Raw genomic sequence first — 21,172 nt, forward strand, 5'->3', positions numbered from 1 at the left:
GCCGCGCGCCCCACGATTCGCTGTCTGCCCCACGGCTGCACCAGTGGGGCCTTCCGGCAACCGTGGGGGCTGCGGGCAATCGTGGGGGCTCCTGGGCAATCGTGGGGCTCAACGTGGGCAACGGGGCCACCGCGCCTGGGATAGGTCACCCTGAGGTCTGGCCACCCAAGGACCGCGGAGGCCGGTGAGTGCGGCCTGCGCCGGGCCCTGTGGACAAATGCGATCCGTCCCAGCGCCGTCGTGGCAGGGTCGGGCCATGCAGCAGGCAGACCCGTCGCGCCAGGCGTCACGGTGGCCAGTGCTCCCCGACGGCAGCCTCCAGGCAGGCCTGGGACCCGGGTCATGGCTGGTGCGCAGCTGGTCCGACGCCGGGGCGGAGGCCCTCGATCTCATCGATCGCCTCGGCTCGACACCCCCTCCCCAGCCGGCCGCGGTCCGCGCCGAGGTCCAGGGCACGGGTGAACTGGCCGAGTCGCTCCGTCATTCCCTCGGCGTCGAGGGTCCAGCAGCAGGGCACGACCACGCCCCGGACGGGCCGGTCGTGCTCGTCTGCTCCTATCTCGTGCCGATCGGGGCCGCCGGGCGCCCGGGCCTCGACGGCCGACCCGTGCTTCCGGTCGTGTCCCAGACAGGGCGGGTGGTCGTCGGCCCGTGGACCGGGCTCGCGGTCGGTCCGTGCCTGCACTGCCTCGACCTGCACCGTCGGGACCGCAACGCCTCCTGGCCGAGCATCGCGACGGCACTGGACGACCCCCTCACGGCGCTGCACCCCCCGCGGCACACGACGACGGTGCTCGACGTCGTCCGCGCCCTGACCGTGCTGCTGGTGGCCTCCGTGGGTCAGGACCGCACCCCCGGCCTCGCCCACGAGATCGGGCCCAACCCACCCCACGTGGTCACCCGACGCTGGGCGCGCCACGGCCGGTGCCCCCGGCACGCGGGCCCGAGCCCCTGAGGCCCCGCAGGGCAGACACGCGGATCCGGGAGCGCCCGTAGGCGCTCCCGGATCCGCCCGGGTCCTCCCGGGCACGACAGAGGCGGCGTGGCCACTAGGCCGCCACCTCGTCCTTCCGCGGTCGACCACGCGGCCGCTTGCGCGGGACGACCTTTCCCTGCAGGACGAGCTGGCCACCCCACACGCCCCAGGGCTCACGCCGCTCGAGGGCACCGGAGAGGCACTGCTCGTGCAGCGGGCACGGGCCGCAGAGCTCCTTGGCGTGCTCAACCTCCGCCGGGAGCTCGGCGAACCAGAGGTCGGCCGGGTGCTCGTGGCACGGCAGCCGCCCGGTGGCGACGGCCTGGACGAGACCGAGCTGCCCGAGGGCCTCGTCGCGGTGCTGGTGCCGGGCTGGTGCGGGATGCACGGCGTGTCCTTCCTGATGTCGATGCTGCTGGTGCGCGGTGCTGGATGTCGTCATGTCGGTCGCCTCGTGTCGGTGAGGGATCCGGGACGGTCCACGCTGCCGGTGATTCCGGTCGAGCAGCAGAACGGCCGCGGATCCTCTGGCGAGGACTCGCGGCCGGAACAGGAAGGTGGTGCCTTCTACGGTGTCCGGGCAGAATCCAGGCCGGGGTGGGGGTCGAAGTACGGCGCAGAGATGGCCTCGCCGAGCTGTCCGACAAAAATCGGACCGGCCGGGAAGTCACCCTGCAGGACGTCGTTCGCGCGCGGGCGGGCAGACGTGAGGGCGGCCTTCGACGTGGCCGTCGCGAGGCGGACCGAGCCGCCGACGATCATGTTCTCCATCGTGTTCCACCCTCCTCTCATGCGCGCGTGACCCCACCGCCGTCGGCCGTGGGCTGGACTCATCACACTGTAGGGGCCCCCACGGCGGGCCGCAACGCCTTTTTTCCGGCGCGTCCTCGCGTGTGCTTCAGCCGCGGTAGCGAACGCGCGCTGGCGCGGAGGTCAGCCCTCCCCTGCCGCGCTCTCCCGGAGAACGCGCAGCACCGCCTCGCCGTAGAGCCCCAGCTTGCGGTCACCCACGCCGGAGATCCGCGCCAGACCCTCCTGACCGGTCGGCATCGTCTCGGCGATGGCGGTCAGGGTCGCGTCGGTGAAGACCACGAAGGCTGGCACACCAGACTCCTTGGCCACCTCCCGGCGCCACTCCCGCAGCGCCTCGAAGACCGACTCGTCGTAGGTCGGGGGGCAGGTCGAGCATCGGCCGATCTTGCGCTCAGAGGCAGCGGCCAGGATGGTGCCGCAGGTGCGGCAGGTCCGCGGTGGCTTGGGCCCACCGCGACGTCGCCCCGACCGGCTCACGCCCGAGCCGCGCGCCTCTCCGCCGAGCACGGCGCTCGCCGGGGCGAGGAAGCGCGAGACCGAGCGCGTCGCGCGGCCTCCGGGGCTGCGCGACCCCGCCCAGCTGAGCGCCAGGTGCTGGCGCGCGCGGGTGATGCCGACGTAGAGAAGTCTCCGCTCCTCCTCCACCCGCTCCGGGGTGTCGGCCAGGGTGATGGGGAGCAACCCCTCGCTGCACCCGGCGAGGAAGACGGCATCCCACTCCAGCCCCTTGGCCGCATGCAGGGAGGCCAGGGTGATGCCCTGCACCGTCGGAGCGTGCTGCTCCTGCGCCCGCCGGTCCAGCTCGGCGACCAGCTCGCCCAGGCGCGCTCCGGGCGTGTCCCGAGCGAGACCGTCCGCGAGCCCGGCAAGCGCCTGGAGACTCTCCCACCGCTCGCGGACCGCGCCCGCGCCCTCCGGCGGATGAGGCGACCAACCCGCACCGGAGAGCACGGCTCGGGTCACCTCCCCCAGTGGCGCACTCCCGTCGTCGGATCGGACCGCACCGCGCAGCAGGAGCACGGCGTTGCGCACCTCGGCCCGCGAGAAGAACCGCTCTCCGCCGCGCACGAGATAGGGGATGCCCGCCCGTGCCAGGGCGCTCTCCAGCACCTCGGACTGGCCGTTGGTCCGGAAGAGCACGGCGATCTCCCCGGCGTCGACCCCGCCCTCCGCGAGGAGTCTGGCCACACCGTCGGCGATGCCCTGGGCCTCTGCCTCGTCGTCCGGGTATGACGTGAGCCGGGGCGGCGGTCCGTCGCCGGCCTGCGCCTGCAAGGGCGTCGGGGGCGGGCGGCTACCCGCCGGCGCGCTGCGGCCGTCTCCTGAGGCTCCGCTCGACCCGAGCACGAGGTTGGCCAGGTGCACGACCTGGGGTGTGCTGCGGTAGTTGCGGACGAGGCGGACCGTCCGCGCACCCGGGTGTCGCTGCCGGAAGTCGAGCAGGTGGTCCGCGCTGGCTCCGGTGAAGGAGTAGATGGACTGGGCCGGGTCACCCACGACGCACAGGTCGGCTCGCTCCCCCAGCCAGAGCTGCAGCAGGTGCTGCTGCAACGGGTTGACGTCCTGATACTCGTCGACGACGAAGTGGCGGTACTGCTGATGGATCTGCGCGGCGATCTGCGGGTGCTGGTCGAGCATCCCGACGGTGAGCAGCAGGACGTCCTCGAAGTCGATCACGTGCCGCTCGGCGCAGACCTCGTGGTAGGTGTCCAGCATCCGCGCCATCGCCGTGGGGTCGAGGTCGGCCACGCGACGGCCCAGGGCGCGAGCCCGGTCGGCGTAGGAGCCCGCCGTGAGCATGGAGACCTTGGACCACTCGATCTCGGCGGCGACGTCGCGCAGGGCCGCGCGGTCGAGCCGCAGGTGCAACCGCCCCGCGGCCTCCACGACGGCCGGCACCTTCTGGGCCACGACCGAGGGGGGCGCGCCACCGACCGCCTGCGGCCAGAAGTACTGCAGCTGCCGGAGGGCTGCCGCATGGAAGGTGCGAGCCTGAACCCCTCGGACCCCGAGGGTCCGCAGCCGCGTGCGCATCTCGCCCGCCGCCCGCGCGGTGAACGTCACGGCGAGCACCGCGGCCGGCGGGTAGGCGCCGCTCGCCACGCCGTAGGCGATCCGGTGGGTGATCGCCCTGGTCTTCCCGGTGCCGGCCCCAGCGAGCACCACCATCGGGCCCAACGGCGCAGCGGCCACCTCCCGTTGCTCGGGGTCGAGACCCTCGAGCAGCGCGTCCGCATCGCCCGCCGTCACCGCGGGACCGCTGGGCCGGACCCGGGCAGAGACTCTCCGAACCACTCCTGGATCAGACGATGCGCGATGGAGACCCGCGACGGCAGCGTCAACTCTCCGTCGTCGATACCCGCGCGCAGCTCGGCTCGGGTGTACCAGCCCGCGCTGCGCAGCTCGTCCTGCTGCACCACGAGCTCGGTGGCGGGCGGCCGGGCCCGCGCCCGGAAGGCGAACATGAGCGAGGCCGGGAAGGGCCACGGCTGGTTGCCGCGGTAGACCAGTCCGTCCACTCTCAGGCCGACCTCCTCGTGCACCTCCCGGGCCACCGCCTGCTCGAGCGACTCCCCGGCCTCGACGAATCCGGCCAGCACTGAGACCCGGCCCTCGGGCCAGGGCAGACCGGTCGCCAGGAGCAGCCGGTCGTCCGCGTCGGTCACGGCCACGATGATCGCCGGGTCGGTGCGCGGGTGGTGCTGGGAGCCGTCGACCTCGCAGCGGCGCACCCAGCCCCCCTGGGCGATCGAGGTCACCGCCCCGCAGCGCGGGCAGTGGGCATGGCGGCGGTGCCACTCGGCGAGCGCCGTCGCCGTGGTCAGCAGGCCGGCGTCGGCGTCGTCGAGGTCGGCACCCACCTCGCGGAGCCCCCGCCAGGTGGCACCGGAGGCCGTCATGGTGCTCTCGTCCTCGGCCTCCGCCGCGACCTCGTCCTGCACGGCCACATAGCTGACGCCGTCACGCACCCCCAGGAACCAGGGCTCGCGACCCGCGTCGTCGGAGTCGGGCCCGCGCAGGACCAGGCGCGTCGGCGCCTGGGTCACGAGCGTCTTGCCGTTGCGCAGGACCAGGACCCTGGTCGCCGGGTCGTCCAGCACGGCCCGCAGGCCGTGCTCGTCGGTGCGCACCTGCGCCGCCCGCTCCACGGAGGAGCGGGACAGAGCGAGGTCGAGGAAGGTCTCGTCCGCGGGGGTCACGCTGACACTGTAGGTGCCGCCACCGACACTCTCGAGGACGTGCCGGTCGACCTGCGACCCTGGCCGGGCGTGACCGCATACGGTGGAGACCGTGAAGCGCAGTGACCTGGCCCTCGCAGCCCTCGCCAGCGCCGCCGTGCCCGGGATGAAGCCGGTAGCCGTGGCGGGGATGGTCGTCGACGAGCCCGGGGCGGAGCACCAGCAGGCCGTCGTCGAGGACGCCACGGGACGACGGTGGTTGGTCCGGTCACCCCTCACCGCGGTCGCCGGCGCCCGGTTACAGCGCAACGACGAGCTCGTGCGTCAGCTCTCCCGCCACGTGCCCTTCAAGGTGCCTGCCCCGGCCGGGTATGCCGTCGTCGGCCCGGAGGGTCAGGCGGCGGTCTACCCCCATGTCGAGGGCATGACGCTGGACCTCTCCCGGCTTCCGGGGGGTGGTGGGTTGGCCCACGCCGTGGGGCGGGCCATCGCGGCCATCCACAACATCCCGCGCGCGGCCTTCGAGCAGCAGGACGTGCCCGTCTTCGACGCCTCCGGGTGCCGCCAACGCCTCATCTCCGAGGTGGACCGGGCCGCGGAGACAGGACGGGTGCCGACCCGGCTGCTCGCCCGGTGGGAAGAGGCCTTCGACGCCGCCCCGCTCTGGCAGTTCGCCGCGACCCCGGTGCACGGTGCGTTCCGAGGTGCCGCCGTGCTCGTGGCCTTCGCCGACGACGACGCGAGCAGCGGCCGTGTGGTCGCGGTCACCGAATGGGAGGAAGCGATGGTCGCCGATCCGGCCGTCGACCTCGCCGAGCTCTACGACCAGACCTCCCCGGACGCCTGGGAGGCGGTCCTCGACAGCTACGCGCTCGCGCGGGCCCACCGACCTGACCCCTACCTGCACGCCCGGGCCCGCCTGGTCTCGGAGACCCGTCGCCTGCGCGGGCTGGCTGCCGCCGTGGCTGACGGGGACGAGGACGCCGCTCGGCGCCAGGTCGACGCGCTGCGCCGGATGGACCGGCTGACGGAGGACGAGGACTCGCTGGTGCCCACCACCGCCCGGTCGTCGGCCGCGACGGACCACCCGTCCCACACGGTCCGCGACGTGCCGACGGTCACGAGCACGGGCGAGGCAGACCTCGACACCAGCACGCCCTTCGCTGACGAGCCGGAGCCGACGGACGCCTCTGCGGGCTCGGTCGGGCCGGAGGACGACCCGGACGTGACGGCGGAGGTGCCCGTGCCGGGAGCCGCCGACCTCGATTCGGCAGGGTCCGACGCGCCCGCCGAGATGGCGCACGCCGAGCCGGAGGACGTCGAGCCGGACGGGCCCGACGCGGAGCCGGCGGCCAGTCCCCACCGGGGGGAGGGGGCGGACGGGTCACGTCCGGACGCGGGCGACGTGGACGCTCTCGATCCGTCGACTCCCGCGGATGAGATGCAGACCTCCATCTCGACCGACGACCTCACGGACGAGGACCGGCTGCACGAGCTCTACGGGATGCCCACTCCGCCGGACGAGACCGAGCCCCGGGCCGACGACCACACGTCCGGCTCAGGTGGGCCCCGCTAGCTGTCCCAGCAGGCTGGCGAGGTCATGCTCCTCCGGAAGGTCGGGGCGGATCGTCGTGCCCGTCGCGGCGTAGAAGAACGCGGCACGGACCTCGCTCGGCGCCCGCCCGGTGAGTCGTGCGTAGGCGAGCCGGTAGAGCCCCAGCTGCACGGCGCGCACCCGCTGCTGCTCCGGTGAGCCGGGCGCGCCGGTCTTCCAGTCCACGACGGTGAGGCCATCGTCGTCGTCGCGAAAGACGGCGTCGATCCGGCCGGCCACGGTGCGTCCGGCGACCTCCGTCTGGACCGGGATCTCCACGGCGACGGGAGTGCGGTCGGCCCACTCGCTCGCCAGGAAGGCCTCCTGCAGCGCCGCCATCGCGGGGTCTGCCCCGGTCTCGTCCTCCAGCGTGTCGAGGTCCACGAGGGTGGCCTGCGCGAAGTGGCGCTCGACCCACGCGTGGAACGCCGTCCCGACACGGGTGCGTGGTGTCGGCGCAGTGGGCACCGGACGCCGCAGCTGACGCACGAAGGCGGCCGGATCGGCAGCCAGGTCGACCAGCGCCGACGTGGACAGGTGCGCGGGGAGCCCCGGCTCGGAGGCGTTCTCGCGCCGTCGCGCCCGCTCGGCCAGCAGCAGCTCGACCGTCTCGACCCAGGGCGCGTCCGCACCCAGGACGGGAAGCGCCCGTTGGTCGGAGGCGGCACGTGCGGACAGCAGCGCCGCCGCGACGTCCGAGACCACACGTCGGCGCTCGTCGCGGAGCAGGGGCCATCGGGCGCTCTGCTGCTCGCTCAGGCGCGGGTTGACCAACTCCTCCGGGACCTCGGGGTCCGGCATGGCACACCACTCCCGGACCGCGGCGACCTCCGTCTCGCGCACCTCCTCGAGGAAGGGTGCGGTGACCCGGGGTGACTTGCCGGTCGACCAGACGGGCGCGGTAAGCAGGAGGCGGTGCCGGGCCCGCGTGAAGGCGACGTAGGCGAGGCGACGCTCCTCCTGGACCGCGAAGGCGCCTTGGTCGAGGGCGAGCTGGGCGAGCTCGGCACGGAGGGCGCGGGTGTCGGGGATCGAGGCCCAGTCGAGGTCGGGCCGGCCTTCGCGGTCCCCGCGCAGCGGGGTCGGGAGCGAGCCGATCCCGGCCAACCAGCCGCGGTCGGTCCGCTCCTTGACGCGCCACTGACCCTCCACGTGCCGGGTGGTCACTCGACCGGCCGGGAAGATGCCCTCCGCGAGTCCGGGCACAGCGACGACGTCCCACTCCAGCCCCTTCGCGGCGTGCACGGTGAGGACCTGCACCGCCTGGGCGTCCACGGAGACCTCGGCCAGCTCGGGCACCTCGGTGTCCTCCAGACCGCGCTCGTGCTCGCGCGCGGCGTCCAGCCAGTCCAGGAAGCCTCCCAGCGTCACCCGGTGAGCACTTGCGGCATACCCGGCGGCGACGTCGGCCAGCGCGTCGAGCGGGGCACGGCCCCAGGACGGGTGGAGGTCGGGGTCGGCTGCGACCTCGATGTCGAGGCCCAGCAACCGCTCCGCCTCGACCACGAGGTCGGGCAGCGGGAGCGTCGTCAACGACCGCACGCGGCCCAGCACCTCGGAGAGCTGCCGCACCCGGTCCGCCGCCGTGGGCGAGAGGTGCTGCCCGCCGGGCCCCACCCACCCCGCGGGAGGAGGGTGCTCGACGGCCTCGGCGAGAACCGCGGCGTGCTCGCGCTCTCCCGGCACAGCGGCGCCAGGATCGCGGGCCAGCTCGGTGGCCCGCGCCCAGAGGGCGTCGACGTCGGTGGCCCCGAGCCGGGCGACCGGCCCCGCGAGCAGCCGCATCATCTGGTCGCCGCGGGTGGGCTCCTGGGCCACCCAGAGCAGGGCCACGAGGTCGAGCACCTCCGGAGTGTCCAGGAGCCCCCCGAGGCCGACCACCTCCACGGGGAGTCCCCTGCTGCGCAACGCGTCGACGATGGCCGGGAACTGCGCGCGGGCGCGGCACAGCACGGCAGCCGTGCGTGCCGGCCCGTCCCAGCCCTCCTGGATCCAGTCCGCGACATGCTCGGCCTCGGCGACCTGATCGAGGAGTCGGGCCACCTCGACCTGCCCCCGCTGCGCCGCCGGCCCGGGTCGCAGGGTCGCCACGGGGACCGCGGTCCGACGGCGCAGGTCGTCGGCGACGGCGTTCGCCGCGGTGAGCACGTCGTGGTCGTTGCGCCAGGAGGTGCTCAGCTGCAGCACCTCGGCGGCCGAGCCTTCGAGCGCGAAGTCGTGAGGGAAGCGGCTCAGCGTCGTGGCGCTGGCCCCGCGCCAACCGTAGATGGACTGGTGCGGGTCACCGACCGCCGTCACCGGCATCGGATGACCGGCGAAGAGCGAGGTGAGCAGCACCAGCTGGGCCTCGGAGGTGTCCTGGAACTCGTCGAGCAGGACGGCGCGATAGCGCGTGCGCTCCCCCTCCCCGACGGCGGGGACGTCACGGGCGAGCCGGGCGGCGAGCGCCATCTGGTCGCCGAAGTCCAGAGCCCCTCGGGCGGCCTTCGCCGACCGGTAGGCCTCGACGAGCGGATAGACCAGGGCCTGCATCCGCAGCCCCGCCGCGGTGTCGGCGCCCGCCTTGAGGGGCTTCCCCTCGTGCGGCAGCCCGCCGAGTCGCTCGGCCAGATCCTCGAGGAATCCCTGCGCCTCACGCGGTTCCACCAGGTGCTCGCCGAGCTCACCCGACAGCGCGATGACCGAGCGCACGACGGTGCTGGCGGCGCTCGCCATCCCCTCCATATCACCGTCGTACGTCGTAACGACGTCATGGGCCAGCTGCCAGCAGGCGGCCTCGGAGAGCAGCACCGCGTCGGGCTCCACCCCGAGCCGCAGACCGTGCTCGGCCACCAGCCGGCCCGCGTAGGCGTGATAGGTCGAGATGGTCGGGAGGTCGAAACCACCCCCCGCGGCGTCGGCCTCGTCCGCCTTCCACCCGGCATCGCCCCTGGTGCCTGTCGCATCGGGACCGTCCGGAGCGCCCGACTGTCCGACCGTCGGTGGCACCCACAGGCCCAGCGAGCGCAGCCGCCGCAGCTTGGCCGTCAACCGGGCTCCCAACTCCAGGGCAGCCTTGCGGGTGAAGGTCAGTCCGAGCACGTCCTGCGGAGCGACCACACCGTTGGCGACGAGCCACAGCACCCGCGAGGCCATCGTCTCGGTCTTGCCCGAGCCCGCCCCCGCCACGACGACGGACGGGAGCAGGGGCGCGGTGATCACGGCGACCTGCTCCTGGGTCGGCGGAGGCGTGCCGAGAGCCTCGGCGAGGTCCGCCGGCGAGTAGCGCACCGGCGTGAGAACCTCGCTCGTCCCTGACGTGCTCATCACCGCTCCCCCCTCACCGCTGCTGCCCCTCCGGCTGGAGGGGACAGGCGAAGCGCGCCGGGCACCGTCGACACCGGCGTTCCAGGTCCCGGGCGGCGAACTCCGAGGCTGCCATGCCTTCGCCCACCTCCAGGATCATCGTCCGCGCCCAGGCAGGGTCCTCCGCGCGGGCCAGGGGTGGTTGCGTCTGCGACACCGGCCCGGAGGCGCCGAGCTGCACCAGCCGCGCGCCGCCGCTGAGGTGCCCGTCGTCGTCGAAGGCGCCCTCCTCGACCGCCACCTGGTAGGCCGCGAGCTGGGCGTGCTCCTGCACCTCCGCGGCCGAGGGCTTGCTGCTGCCGGTCTTGAGATCCACCACGACGAGGTCTCCCGTGGACTCCCGCTCGAGCCGGTCGACCGCGCCCACGAGGCGGACCTCGCGCCCGCCGGACTCCGCCGGTGTCACCCTGACCGAGAGGTCCAGCTCGGTGCCTACCACCTCGCGGCCGTCGGCCCTCGCCTCGGCGACGTAGGTGGTGTAGCGCTCCAGCATGCCGCGGGCGTGGTCGCGGGTCCGGTCGTTGAGCCAGCCGTCGGGGAGCGCGAGGTCGGGCCAGCGGCGATCGAGCTGCTCGTGCAGCTCGGCCACCGAGGCGTCCGGTGACTGGGCGACGATGTCGTGCACGAGCGTGCCGAGCTCGGCACCGAAGGCCTCACCCGTGTCCGCCCCCCGCGTCGTGAGGAACCATCGCAGCGCGCAGTCGAGGTAGGTCTGGACCCGCGACGGGGACACCCGCACCGGATCGCCCGGTCCGGCGAGGGCCTGGGTGCTCGAGAGCTCTCGGACCGCCCACCACGAGGCCGGATCGGCTCCGGGCACGCCCGCGTCCGAGAGCCGGAGGAGGACGTCCACCGCCTGGTCGCGGGTGGGACGGTCCCCGTCGCGATGGGCCCGCACCGCTGTGCGACGCAGCTCACCCGCGAGCCCGCGCAGGGTCATGGGCGCCGGCACCTCGACCGGTGGGCGCTCGCGGAAGTCGGGGTCCACCAGGTCCAGCAACGCCGAAGGCTGGTCGTCGGTGCTGGAGGTCGCGGTCACCAGCAGCTCGTCGGAGGCACGAGAGACAGCGACGTGGAACTGCCGCAACTCATCGGCCCGCACCTGCGCCTGTGCCGAGCGCCATGCCTCGGGGCCGGAGGTGGGCCGCCCGTGCAGGGCCGACACCAATGCCTCTGCCCCGAGCAACGTGTCGCGCAGCCGCAGGTCGGGCCACACCCCGTCCTGAACCCCGACGACCGCCACCCGACGCCAGCGTCGGCCGGCGGCGGCGTGCGGGGTCAGGACCTCCACGGCATCGGACCGCCGGGCGCCGGTCACCAGGGTGTCGGCCGCGACCTCCGCGCCCCGGATCTCGTCCAGGAAGCTGCGCGCGCGGCTCCCCGGCAGTCGTTCGGCGTGCCGCTCCGCCGCGCCGAAGAGGACCAGGACGGCGTCGAGGTCGCGGTCGGCCCGGGCACCGAGCGCTCCCCCCGCCAGTGCCTGGCGGGACCACGTCTCCGACAGGCCGCTGGCGTGCCAGAGGGCCCAGAGCACCGGCTCGGCCGCCACGGGGAGCGGCAGGGAGCCACCCGCTCCGTGGGCCAGGGTCTGAGGCGACACCGCCGCGGAGTCGGCGCTGGTGTCGGCAGCCCCGCCGTGGGCCGCGCCCCAACCAGCATCGAGGATCTGGCCGAGCCGCACCAGCGCCTCCAGCTCGGGCGGGAGATCCGCGTCGAGGGCCGGACGCAGCGACGGATCGCCCAGGTGCGCGGCCAGCACCTCGTCGGCGCCGCGGCGCCCTCCAGCGGCGAGCTCGCCCGCCCGGAGGCGACGCCGCAACCGGCGCAGGCCGACCGGGTCGAGCGCGCCGAGCGGGCTGGTGAGCAGGGCCACCGCATCGTCACCGGTGACCGTCCATCCCGCCTCGGCGCCCTCTCGGGTGACGACGTCGAGGGCGAGGAGCAGCGGTGCGACGGCGGGATCCGATCCCAGCGGCACCGCCGAGCGGTCCACCCGCACCGGGACACCCCCGCTGGCGAGAGCTCGGCGGACGGTGTCCTGCTGCTGGCCGCTACGCGCCACGACCGCGAGGTCGTCCCACGCCACGCCGTCGACCAGGTGACTGGATCGCAACCAGCGGGCCACCAGGGCAGCCTCCTGGGCGCCGCTTCGCGTGAGCCGGACGGCGGCCTGCCCTGGACCCCCCTCGGCCGTGGGGCCCCGATGACCTGGCCCGCCTACGGCCCCGATCCGCAACGAGACCTCGTCGGCCACGCGAGCCACCGGCGAGGCCATGCGGTGACGGCGCCGCAGGATCACGGTCGGAGGCTCGGCGGCGGACTGCCGGCTGTCGACCCAGCTCCGGGCCAGCCCCAGGAAGAGGCCAGGCACGGCGCCTCGGAAGCCCTGCACGGCGACGTCCGGGTCCCCGACGAGCAGGGCGTCCGCCCCCGGGGGGCGGACCAGGTCGAGCAGCCGGGACGCGGACACGGTGAGCTCCTGGGCGTCGTCGACCGCGACGAAGCGCACGCGCTGGTGGACGGCGTCGCGCAGCGCGTCGTCCTCCTCCAGGGCGTCTGCGGCCGCGCGACAGATCCAGGCCGGGTCGTAGCTGCCGGGATCGGACAACGCCGTGACCTGGTCGTACTCCTCCAGCACCGCCGCGGCGCACGCCCACTCCGGCCTGTCGTGCTCCACCGCCAGCCGCTCCAGCTCATCCCGCCCGAGCCCGTGCTCCACGGCACGCATGAGCAGGTCGCGCAGCTGAGCCCGGAAACCGGTCGTCGCCAGCGCCGCCTCGAGGTGTTCGGGCCACCGCGGGCCCGTCCCGGACTCCACGTGGCCAGCCAGCAGCTCACGCAGCACGGCGTCCTGCTCCGCCCCCGAGATGAGGCGGGGCATGGGCTCCCCGTCCCGCGCCGCCGCGAGCCGCAGGACGGAGAAGGCCATCGAGGCGGCGGTCCGGGCCAGCGGCTCGGTATGCGTGACCCCCAGGCCGCGACCGATCGCGACCCGCAACCGGGTGGCTGAGTGCCTGGTGGCCCCGATCACCAGGCAGTGGTCGGGTGTGCCATCCTGCTCGACCCGTCGCTGGACGTGTCGCGTCAGCACCGAGGTCTTGCCCGTGCCGGGCGCGCCCAGGACCAGCAGCACGCCTCCCCGGTGGGCCACGACACGCTCCTGATCGGCGTCGTGCTCCCAGGGCGCGGCGCTGGTGGTGGACTCGGACGGCATACCCCCATCAGATCACCCGGGGCGGACAGACCCTGCGGCAGCCGGTCACCTGCGCGGAGGCCCTAGGATGTCTCGGAACAGGCAAGGAGTGACCGTGACCAGCACCTCGTCCCCGGAGCGCCGGGCCCGACTCCCCCGGGACCAGCGGCGCGTGCTTCTGCTCGACGCCGCCCTGGACGCGTTCTCCGAGACCGGCTACCACGCCACGGCCATGGACGACATCGCCGAGCGCGCCGGGGTGAGCAAGCCCGTCCTCTACCAGCACTTCGACAGCAAGCTCGACCTCTATCTCGCCATCGCCGGCCGGGTCGCCGCCGAGGTGGTCCGCACCATCGAAGAGGCGCTGGACTCCACCGGGGACAACAGCGAGCGCATCACGGCGTGCCTCAGCAGCTTCTTCGCCTTCGTCGAGCGCCCCTCCTCCGGCTATCCGCTGCTCTTCCGCTCCGACATGGGCGCGGACCCCGCCGTCGCCGAGCTGCTCGACGAGACCCGCAGGGCCTGCGGCGAGGCGCTGGGCCGCGTACTGGCCGAGGAGACCGACCTCTCCTGGGACGAGTGCGTGCTCCTCGGCATCACCATGGCAGGGCTCGCCCAGAGCGCGGCGCTCTACTGGTACGACAAGCAGGAGGAGCTCCCCCGGGATCGCGTGATGGGCCTCGTGACCACCGTGGCATGGCGCGGTCTGGGAGCGGTGCCCCCGCGCGGAGGTCTGCCGGAGCGCTCCGGCTAGGGTGGCCGGACCAGTTCCCGTCGCACAGCCTGGAGGTATTCCGTGGAGGTCCGCATTGGTATCCGCGACGTCGCCCGTGAGGTGGCGTTCGAGTCCGCACAGACGCCGACGGAGGTCCGGGCCACGGTCACCGAGGCGGTCGACGGCGGACGCTCGGTCATCGAGCTCGAGGACGACAAGGGCCGCCTGGTCATCGTCCCGACCGCCGCGCTGGCCTATCTGGAGATCGGTGTCCAGGACAAGGGACGCGTCGGTTTCGGCAGCCACTGACCCGCAAGGTCACGCTTCGATCACAGGTTCGCCACTCGCGTCGCGTCCGCTGGCGGACGGGGCAGCAGATCACTACTGTGATCGCGGTTCACCGAGAGCTCTTGCTCGCCGGTGCCACCCGGGATCGGAAGTGACCCCTCCCGGGAAACCGTTCTGAAAGGGTCAATCCCATGCTCTGGACCATCATCGTCGCGCTCCTCGCGGGCTGCATCGTGGGCCCGCTGGCCCGCCTCATCCTGCCGGGCGACCAGAACCTGTCCGTCATCATGACCATCGTGCTGGGCGCGGTCGGCTCGCTGCTGGGCTCGCTCCTCGGCTCGCTGATCTTCGACTACAGCGGAGGCGCCTTCAACTTCTGGGGGCTCATCCTCGGCATCATCGGCGCGATCATCGTCATCGTGGGCTACAACGCCATCACCGGCCGCAGCCGCGGTCAGGTCGGGCGCTGACCGACCCACCACGTCAGCCACGGCGCGTCCTCCTCCGGGAGGGCGCGCCGTCGTGCGTGTCGGGCCGGGGTATGCCGCTCAGGTAGTCTGAAGGACGCATACCGGTGCCCGGTCGGCCGTGCTGCCACGTCAGGCAGACGGTTGTCGCGGGTCGGGCGAGGCGCCCGACCTCTTCCATCGCATCTCCCCGATCGGCCCGGACCGTGCTCGACGCCCGTCGCGCACGGCACCACCGATCAGGAAGTGACCCATGCAGGAGACCCGCACCTTCGCCGACTTCGGCATCCACCCGGACATCGTCGCCGCCCTCGCGGACGGCGGGATCACCCACCCCTTCCCCATCCAGGCCATGACCCTTCCGGTCGCGCTGTCGCGCCACGACATCATCGGGCAGGCCAAGACCGGCACCGGCAAGACCCTGGGCTTCGGGCTGCCACTGCTGCACAGCGTCGTCGCTCCCGGGGACACCGGCTTCGGTGACCTCGAGCGTCCCGGGGCACCGCAGGCGCTCGTGGTGGCCCCGACCCGCGAGCTCGCCGTCCAGGTCGCCGGAGACCTCACGAAAGCCTCCGCCCGGCGCGGCATCCGCGTCCTCACGGTCTACGGCGGACGGGCCTACGAGCCTCAGATCGACGCTCTGACCGCGGGTGTCGAGGTGGTCGTCGGCACCCCGGGCCGTCTGCTCGATCTCGCGTCCAAGGGTCATCTCACGCTGGCCTACGCCCGCACCGTGGTGCTCGACGAGGCCGACGAGATGCTCGACCTCGGCTTCCTGCCCGACGTGGAGAAGCTGCTGGCGCTGACGCCGCCGGCCGGCACACGATGCTCTTCTCGGCGACGATGCCCGGTGCCGTGGTGTCGCTCGCCCGCGGCTACATGACGCAGCCCACCCACATCCGCGCCGTGAGCGAGGACGGTGAGGGCCACACGGTGGCGGCGGTCGAGCAGTTCGCCTACCGGGCCCACGCCCTCGACAAGGTGGAGATGCTGGCCCGCATCCTGCAGGCCGAGGGCCGTGGCCTGACCATCGTCTTCGCCCGCACCAAGCGCACCGCCGCCAAGGTCGCCGACGAGCTCGCCGATCGTGGCTTCGCCGCCGCGGCGATCCACGGCGACCTCGGGCAGGGCGCCCGCGAGCAGGCCCTGCGTGCCTTCCGGTCGGGCAAGGTCGACATCCTGGTCGCGACCGATGTCGCGGCCCGGGGCATCGACGTCGAGGCCGTGACGCACGTCATCAACTACCAGTGCCCCGAGGACGAGAAGACCTACCTGCACCGCATCGGCCGGACCGGTCGCGCCGGCGCGACCGGCGTCGCGGTGACCTTCGTGGACTGGGACGACATGCCGCGATGGGGGCTCATCAACAAGGCCCTCGACCTGGGATACCCCGAGCCCGAGGAGACCTACTCCTCGAGCCCCCACCTCTTCGAGCAGCTCGGCATCCCCGAGGGCACGAGAGGCACCTTGCCCAGGTCTGCCCGCACTCGGGAGGGTCTGGGCGGCGAGCGCCTCGAGGACCTCGGAGACCCGGCCGAGCGGCGCCAGCGCGGCGCCGGCCGCAGCCGTGGTCGTGGCGGCCGTTCAGGCCAGGGCGGCAGCGGCGGTCAGCGCGGTCGCGGCGGGCAGAGCCGTCGCGACGGTGGCGCCGACGCCGGCACCACCCGCCGGGAGCGGAGCACGACCGACTCCGGCTCGGGACGTCGGCGCCGTCGGCGCCGGACCTCCTCCGGTCAGGGTGAGTCTCCCAGCAACGGCTGACCGGTCCCGGCCGCCACGATCTGCTCGAGCACCGCGGGGCGGGTCGTGTGCTCGCCGAGGCGATTCGGCTTGCCTGACCCGTGGTAGTCGCTGGAGCCGGTGCGCAGCAGTCCGAGGCGCTCGGTGAGCTCGAGGGCGTGCTCCCGCTCCCGGGGCCCGTGGTCACGATGGTCGACCTCGAGACCCGCGAGACCTGCGCGGGCCATCTCGGCCACCACGTCGTCCGGGACCACCCGTCCGCGCGCGGCGGCGAAGGGGTGCGCCATGACGGGTACCCCTCCCGCCTCGCGCACCAGCTCGGTCGCGTGGACCGGGCTCGGGGCGTAGTGCGAGACGTGGAACCTGCTGCCGGACGCCAGCACGTCGGCGAAGGCGTCGTCCCGCGACCCGTAGCGGCCGTTCGCCACGAGGACGTCAGCGATGTGCGGTCGTCCGAGCGACGCCTCGTCGCCCGCTCGGGAGATCACCTCCTCCATGCTCACGGGGTATCCGGCCTCTGCCAGCCTCTGCACCATCACCTCCAGCCGGGTCGCCCGGCTCTCCCGGGTCAGGTCCAGCTCTCGGGCCAGCTCCGCGTGCCCGGGGTCGATGAGATAGCCGAGGAGGTGCACGGAGACGCCCCGCCAGCTGCACGAGATCTCGACGCCTGGCACCACGACGACCCCGTGTTCCCGCCCCGCGCGGTCAGCCTCCTCCCAGCCGCTGGCGGCATCGTGGTCGGTCAAGGCGAGGACGTCGACGTCGGCCGCGCGCGCCGCCCGGACGACCTCGGAGGGGGTCTGCGTGCCGTCGCTGACCGTCGAGTGGGCGTGCAGGTCGATCCGGGCCGTCGCCAGCCGGTGCGCAGGAGCCATGTGGACACGGTATGCCGCCCCTCGCCCCGACCGTCATACTGGAACCTGACTGAGACGCGCCGACCGGCGCGCCGACCCGAGGAGACGCATGAGCACCACCCGACGACCCGTCACGAGCGCGGCCGCCGCGACCCTGCTGGCCGCGCTGGTCCTGACCGGGTGCAGCGAGGAGGAGCCCACCCCGTCGGAGCCGAGCGCGACCGCGACTCCCAGCGAGGAAGCCGTCACAAGCACGGCCCCCGAGGACGCGGCCGCGACCTCCGCGCCGGCGGACGACGCAGCACAGACTGACGACGCGGCGGCGACCGAGGAGCCGCCGCTGGCCCTAACCTCCACCGACGACGCCTTTGACGTCACCTTCCCGGCCGCCTGGGAAGACGTGACGGAGCAGGTGTCCGAGGAGTCGGTCCTTCTCGCGGCGAAGGAGACCGAGCGCATCGACTCCTTCTTCACCAACGTGGTCATCACGCAGGAGGAGTACGTCGGCAACCTCACCAGCGCCGTGGAGCAGACGGCGGAGGAGCTCGCCGGCGAGGACGGCGAGTACGAGATCCTCGAACCGGCCGAGGTCGACGGCAACATGGCCCCGGGATACACGCTGGTCCGTGAGGTGCAGGACTCGACCGTGCACCAGACCCAGCGGTGGATCTCGCACGAGGGCACGCTCTACGTCGTCACGCTCTCCGCCGTGGACAGCCAGTCCGAGGACGCCGCCACGGCCCTGGACGAGGTGCTCGCCAGCTGGACCTGGAACGACTGACGCCTACCTGCTACGCCGCCACCACGAGGCCGCGCCAGGTCACGGGCACCGCGTGGTCTACTCGGCCCCGGCGTAGCTGCCGCGCGAACGGCGCCGAGCCCGCACGGCGGCCCGGTCGAGGCCGAACTTGCGCCGCGCGAGGTAACCGCCGATGGCCAGCCCCGCCGCCAGGCCCAGGCCCGTTGCGACGGCGTTGACGAAGTGGATGGCGGCGTTCGCCACCGTGGCGGGGTTGTTCTGCATGATGAGGTAGAGCGCCCGGTAGACCGCAAGGCCGGGCAGCAGCGAGACGATGCTGGCCGTCGCCACAGCGACCTCGGGCACCCGCAGCATCCGGAAGGCCGCGTAGCTGAGCGCACCCACCATAGAGGCCGCCACCGCGACGGCTGCCGGCGTCGCCAGCCCGATGGCGAGGCCGGCCTCGAGCACCAGCCAGGCGAGGGCGCTGGCTCCCAGGCTGATGAGCGTGGTCCGGGTGCCGCAGTAGGTCGTGAGACAGAAGCCGAGGGCGATGAGCATCGCCCCGACGGTACTGATGAACGGTGTCCCGCCGAGGACGACGATGGGTGAGGCCTCCATCGACACCCCGAACCAGCGCGCCACGCCCAGCACGAGTGCCACACCGACCGCGATCCCGAGGGTCATCATCACTACCTCGAGGCCGCGGGCACCGGCCGTGACGTAGTAGCCGTCGATCGCGTCCTGGGCCGCACCGAGGACGCCGAGCCCCGCCAGGAGCACGACGATCCCGGAGATCACCACGACCGACGGTCCCTCTTCCCGACCGAGGGCATACAGCGCGAGCGCCAGCCCGGCAGGGATCGCGGCGCTCAGCGCCTGGGCGAAGAACGCGGCCACCCCCCATATGTAGAGCGCCCGCTGGACGCGGTCGACCAACGCCGCCGACGTGGCGGCGACGAGCCACATGACCGGCCCGGCCCCGAAGAGCATGACCACTCCGACGGACATGACCGCAGCACCGACCGTGACCACCCAGCGCCGGTAGGGGTGCGGTGAGGTCAGCAGCGCGAGGAGGCGTTCCCGGGCCGTGTCGACATCCATGGTCGGCCCGTCCGGTCCTGCGGAAGCGACGATCTCGTCGATGTGCTGCTGCACCGCCTCCAGCCGGGTGTAGTCGGGGGCCCGGTCGGTGATGACACGCATCATCGTCAGCGAGTCCTCGTCCGTGCCTCGGTGGATCGACACCGAGATGGACGTATAGGTGATGTCGATGTGCATCGCGCGGATCCCGTAGGCCTGCCCCAGGCGCAGCACGGTCGCCACGCAGTCGGCCGCCGACGCCCCGGTCGCCAGCAGCGCCTCGCCGACGCGGAGCGCGAGATCGGCCACCGCCCGGGCGTGCCGTTGGGAGATGCCGTCGCCCCCGGACCGCAGCCCGAGGGGGATGGTCGGTGGGGACGTCGACCGGACGACGTGGACGGCCGCATCGCGCAGGTGCCGGCCGAGCCGCTCGGTCTGCCGCAGCTGCCGGATCGCGATCCGCTGCGGGCCGGTCACCTCGCCGGCCACGGTGGGGAGGGGAACCTGTTCGCTCATCGCCGACCAGGATAGGGCTCCCCGCTGACCGTCGGCTCGGAGAGCGCTGGGCACCACCTACGATGACCGGGTGAGTGAGAAGCAGCACCAGGCCGAGCACCGCAACCGCCCGACGGGAGAGGCCTTCATGGCCTTCATGCGCGAGGGCTGGGCGCCTCGGCCGGAGGGGCTCCCGGAGCTCACCGAGGCGGCACGGTATGCCGTGGCGCGGCGGGAGGCGGTGTCCGCCGCCTTCCCCGGCGAGCGGCTCGTGGTGCCGGCGGGCGGTCTCAAGATCCGCAGCAACGACACCGACTACGTCTTCCGGCCGCACAGCGCCTTCGCGCACCTCACCGGCCTCGGCGCGGACCGGGAGCCGGACGCCGTGCTCGTGCTCGACCCTCTCCCCGAGGGCGGCCATGAGGCCACGCTCTACTTCCTCCCGCTCGCCGACCGTGACAGCGAGGAGTTCTTCGCCGACTCACGGGTCGGCGAGTTCTGGGTCGGCTCCCGCCCCACCCTGGAGTCCGCCGCCGCCGAGCTAGGGGTGCGCACCCGTCATCTCTCCGAGCTGCGGGATGCCCTGGCCAAGGACGTCGGTCCGGGCGGCCTGGCCCTGCGGGTGCTGCGCGACGCGGACCGCGAGGTCGCCGAGCTCGTCGACCGCGTGCGGTCCGAGGCCGGTGTGACCAGCGCCGCGGAGGCCCAGCGCGAGGCCGATCTGGAGCTGGCCCGCTCGCTGTCCACCCAGCGCATGGTCAAGGACGACTGGGAGGTGCGGCAGATGGAGGAGGCGGTCGACGCGACAGCGACCGCCTTCGACGCGGTCGTCGCGCACCTGCCCGAGGCGGTGCGTCGGGGCCGCGGTGAGCGATGGGTCGAGGGCGTCTTCGGCCTGCACGCCCGGCACGCGGGCAACGGCGTCGGCTACGACTCCATCTGCGCTGCTGGCGAGCACGCCACGACACTGCACTGGATCCGCAACACCGGCGACGTGCGCGAGGGCGAGCTGCTGCTGCTGGACGCGGGCGTCGAGACCGACTCTCTGTATACCGCCGACGTCACCCGGACCGTTCCGGTGTCGGGCACCTTCACTCCCGCGCAGCGGCGGGTCTACGACGCCGTGCTCGAGGCCCAGGAGGCCGGCTTGGCGGCGGTGCGGCCCGGGCATCGGTTCAAGGACGTCCACGCCGCCGCGATCGCGGTCATCGCCCGCCACCTGTCGGAGTGGGGCCTGCTCCCGGACGGCGTCACCCTCGAGCAGACTCTCGACCCCGAGCAGGGGCAGTTCCACCGGCGCTGGATGGTGCACGGGACGAGCCACCACCTGGGTATCGACGTGCACGACTGCGCCCAGGCGCTCCGTGAGGACTACGTCGAGGGCGAGCTGCGCGAGGGCATGGTCCTCACGGTCGAGCCGGGCCTCTACTTCAAGTCCGACGACGAGCTCGTCCCCGAGGAGCTGCGCGGGATCGGGGTCCGCATCGAGGATGACGTCGTCGTCACCGCCGACGGCTGCCGCAACCTGTCGGTGATGCTCCCCCGCACCGCCGACGACGTCGAGGCGTGGGTCCAGGCTCTCGGCCGACGCGCCTGACCAGTCCTGATCGCCGCGGAGCGTGCGGCCGGTCACGGCATACCGTGCGGGCGGTCACGGCATACCGTGCGGCCAGTCACGGCATACCGCGCGG

At 73.4% G+C, this 21,172-nt stretch carries 15 protein-coding genes and 1 pseudogene; 8 read left to right on the forward strand and 8 right to left on the reverse strand.

What is annotated here, in order from left to right:
* Nucleotides 1-256: 256 nt before the first annotated feature.
* Nucleotides 257-955, forward strand: coding sequence for a hypothetical protein (locus AC5PYY_RS15735; protein WP_493897720.1), 699 nt, complete (start codon nucleotides 257-259; stop codon nucleotides 953-955).
* A 94-nt stretch (nucleotides 956-1,049) separates the two neighbouring features.
* Here the strand turns inward: AC5PYY_RS15735 and AC5PYY_RS15740 are convergent, their stop codons facing one another.
* From AC5PYY_RS15740 to nudC, 4 genes are all read right to left on the reverse strand, one after another.
* Nucleotides 1,050-1,364, reverse strand: coding sequence for a WhiB family transcriptional regulator (locus AC5PYY_RS15740; RefSeq protein ID WP_493899397.1), 315 nt, complete (start codon nucleotides 1,362-1,364; stop codon nucleotides 1,050-1,052).
* A gap of 179 nt (nucleotides 1,365-1,543) precedes the next feature.
* On the reverse strand, nucleotides 1,544-1,747 hold the full coding sequence (locus tag AC5PYY_RS15745; protein ID WP_493897721.1) for a hypothetical protein: 204 nt from the start codon (nucleotides 1,745-1,747) through the stop codon (nucleotides 1,544-1,546).
* A gap of 162 nt (nucleotides 1,748-1,909) precedes the next feature.
* Complete coding sequence (locus tag AC5PYY_RS15750) at nucleotides 1,910-4,039, reverse strand: ATP-dependent DNA helicase UvrD2 (RefSeq protein WP_493897722.1); 2,130 nt, start codon at nucleotides 4,037-4,039, stop codon at nucleotides 1,910-1,912.
* Entirely contained in the window at nucleotides 4,036-4,989 is a 954-nt protein-coding gene (gene nudC / locus AC5PYY_RS15755) for an NAD(+) diphosphatase (RefSeq protein ID WP_493897723.1), read from the reverse strand. Before nudC ends, AC5PYY_RS15750 begins: the two co-directional genes overlap by 4 nt.
* A 91-nt stretch (nucleotides 4,990-5,080) precedes the next feature.
* On the opposite strand from nudC, the gene AC5PYY_RS15760 reads away from it, so the two are divergent.
* Nucleotides 5,081-6,544 (forward strand): phosphotransferase, encoded by a 1,464-nt coding sequence (locus tag AC5PYY_RS15760; RefSeq protein WP_493897724.1) that lies wholly within the window; start codon nucleotides 5,081-5,083, stop codon nucleotides 6,542-6,544.
* Here the strand turns inward: AC5PYY_RS15760 and AC5PYY_RS15765 are convergent.
* Both AC5PYY_RS15765 and AC5PYY_RS15770 read right to left on the reverse strand, forming a co-directional pair.
* Entirely contained in the window at nucleotides 6,527-9,868 is a 3,342-nt protein-coding gene (locus tag AC5PYY_RS15765) for an ATP-dependent helicase (protein WP_493897725.1), read from the reverse strand. The two genes, AC5PYY_RS15760 and AC5PYY_RS15765, sit on opposite strands and share 18 nt — an antisense overlap.
* A gap of 13 nt (nucleotides 9,869-9,881) precedes the next feature.
* Nucleotides 9,882-13,121 carry an ATP-dependent helicase gene (locus AC5PYY_RS15770; protein WP_493897726.1) on the reverse strand — a complete coding sequence of 1,080 codons (3,240 nt, stop codon included), beginning with the start codon at nucleotides 13,119-13,121 and terminating at the stop codon, nucleotides 9,882-9,884.
* 94 nt (nucleotides 13,122-13,215) lie between these two features.
* On the opposite strand from AC5PYY_RS15770, the gene AC5PYY_RS15775 reads away from it, so the two are divergent.
* The 4 genes and pseudogenes from AC5PYY_RS15775 to AC5PYY_RS15790 all read left to right on the forward strand — a co-directional run bounded on the left by AC5PYY_RS15775 (nucleotide 13,216) and on the right by AC5PYY_RS15790 (nucleotide 16,331).
* Nucleotides 13,216-13,854 carry a TetR/AcrR family transcriptional regulator gene (locus AC5PYY_RS15775; protein WP_493897727.1) on the forward strand — a complete coding sequence of 213 codons (639 nt, stop codon included), beginning with the start codon at nucleotides 13,216-13,218 and terminating at the stop codon, nucleotides 13,852-13,854.
* A gap of 42 nt (nucleotides 13,855-13,896) precedes the next feature.
* Complete coding sequence (locus tag AC5PYY_RS15780; RefSeq protein WP_493897728.1) at nucleotides 13,897-14,124, forward strand: DUF3107 domain-containing protein; 228 nt, start codon at nucleotides 13,897-13,899, stop codon at nucleotides 14,122-14,124.
* Nucleotides 14,125-14,294: 170 nt separating this feature from the next.
* Nucleotides 14,295-14,573 (forward strand): GlsB/YeaQ/YmgE family stress response membrane protein, encoded by a 279-nt coding sequence (locus AC5PYY_RS15785; protein ID WP_493897729.1) that lies wholly within the window; start codon nucleotides 14,295-14,297, stop codon nucleotides 14,571-14,573.
* A gap of 250 nt (nucleotides 14,574-14,823) precedes the next feature.
* Nucleotides 14,824-16,331, forward strand: a pseudogene (locus AC5PYY_RS15790) (DEAD/DEAH box helicase).
* Here AC5PYY_RS15790 and AC5PYY_RS15795 read toward each other — a convergent pair.
* Entirely contained in the window at nucleotides 16,304-17,185 is an 882-nt protein-coding gene (locus tag AC5PYY_RS15795; protein ID WP_493897730.1) for a PHP domain-containing protein, read from the reverse strand. The pseudogene AC5PYY_RS15790 and the gene AC5PYY_RS15795 overlap by 28 nt on opposite strands.
* A gap of 88 nt (nucleotides 17,186-17,273) precedes the next feature.
* Here AC5PYY_RS15795 and AC5PYY_RS15800 point away from each other — a divergent pair, with 88 nt between their 5' ends.
* Nucleotides 17,274-17,945, forward strand: a complete 672-nt coding sequence (locus AC5PYY_RS15800) for a hypothetical protein (RefSeq protein ID WP_493897731.1) — start codon at nucleotides 17,274-17,276, stop codon at nucleotides 17,943-17,945.
* Between the two features lie 57 nt (nucleotides 17,946-18,002).
* Here the strand turns inward: AC5PYY_RS15800 and AC5PYY_RS15805 are convergent, their stop codons facing one another.
* Nucleotides 18,003-19,502 (reverse strand): threonine/serine exporter family protein, encoded by a 1,500-nt coding sequence (locus tag AC5PYY_RS15805; protein ID WP_493897732.1) that lies wholly within the window; start codon nucleotides 19,500-19,502, stop codon nucleotides 18,003-18,005.
* 70 nt (nucleotides 19,503-19,572) lie between these two features.
* Between AC5PYY_RS15805 and AC5PYY_RS15810 the strand changes: the two genes are divergently transcribed.
* Nucleotides 19,573-21,078 (forward strand): aminopeptidase P family protein, encoded by a 1,506-nt coding sequence (locus tag AC5PYY_RS15810; protein ID WP_493897733.1) that lies wholly within the window; start codon nucleotides 19,573-19,575, stop codon nucleotides 21,076-21,078.
* The last annotated feature ends 94 nt before the right edge of the window (nucleotides 21,079-21,172 follow it).

This window comes from Serinicoccus sp. JS2-9 (genome assembly GCF_059025165.1).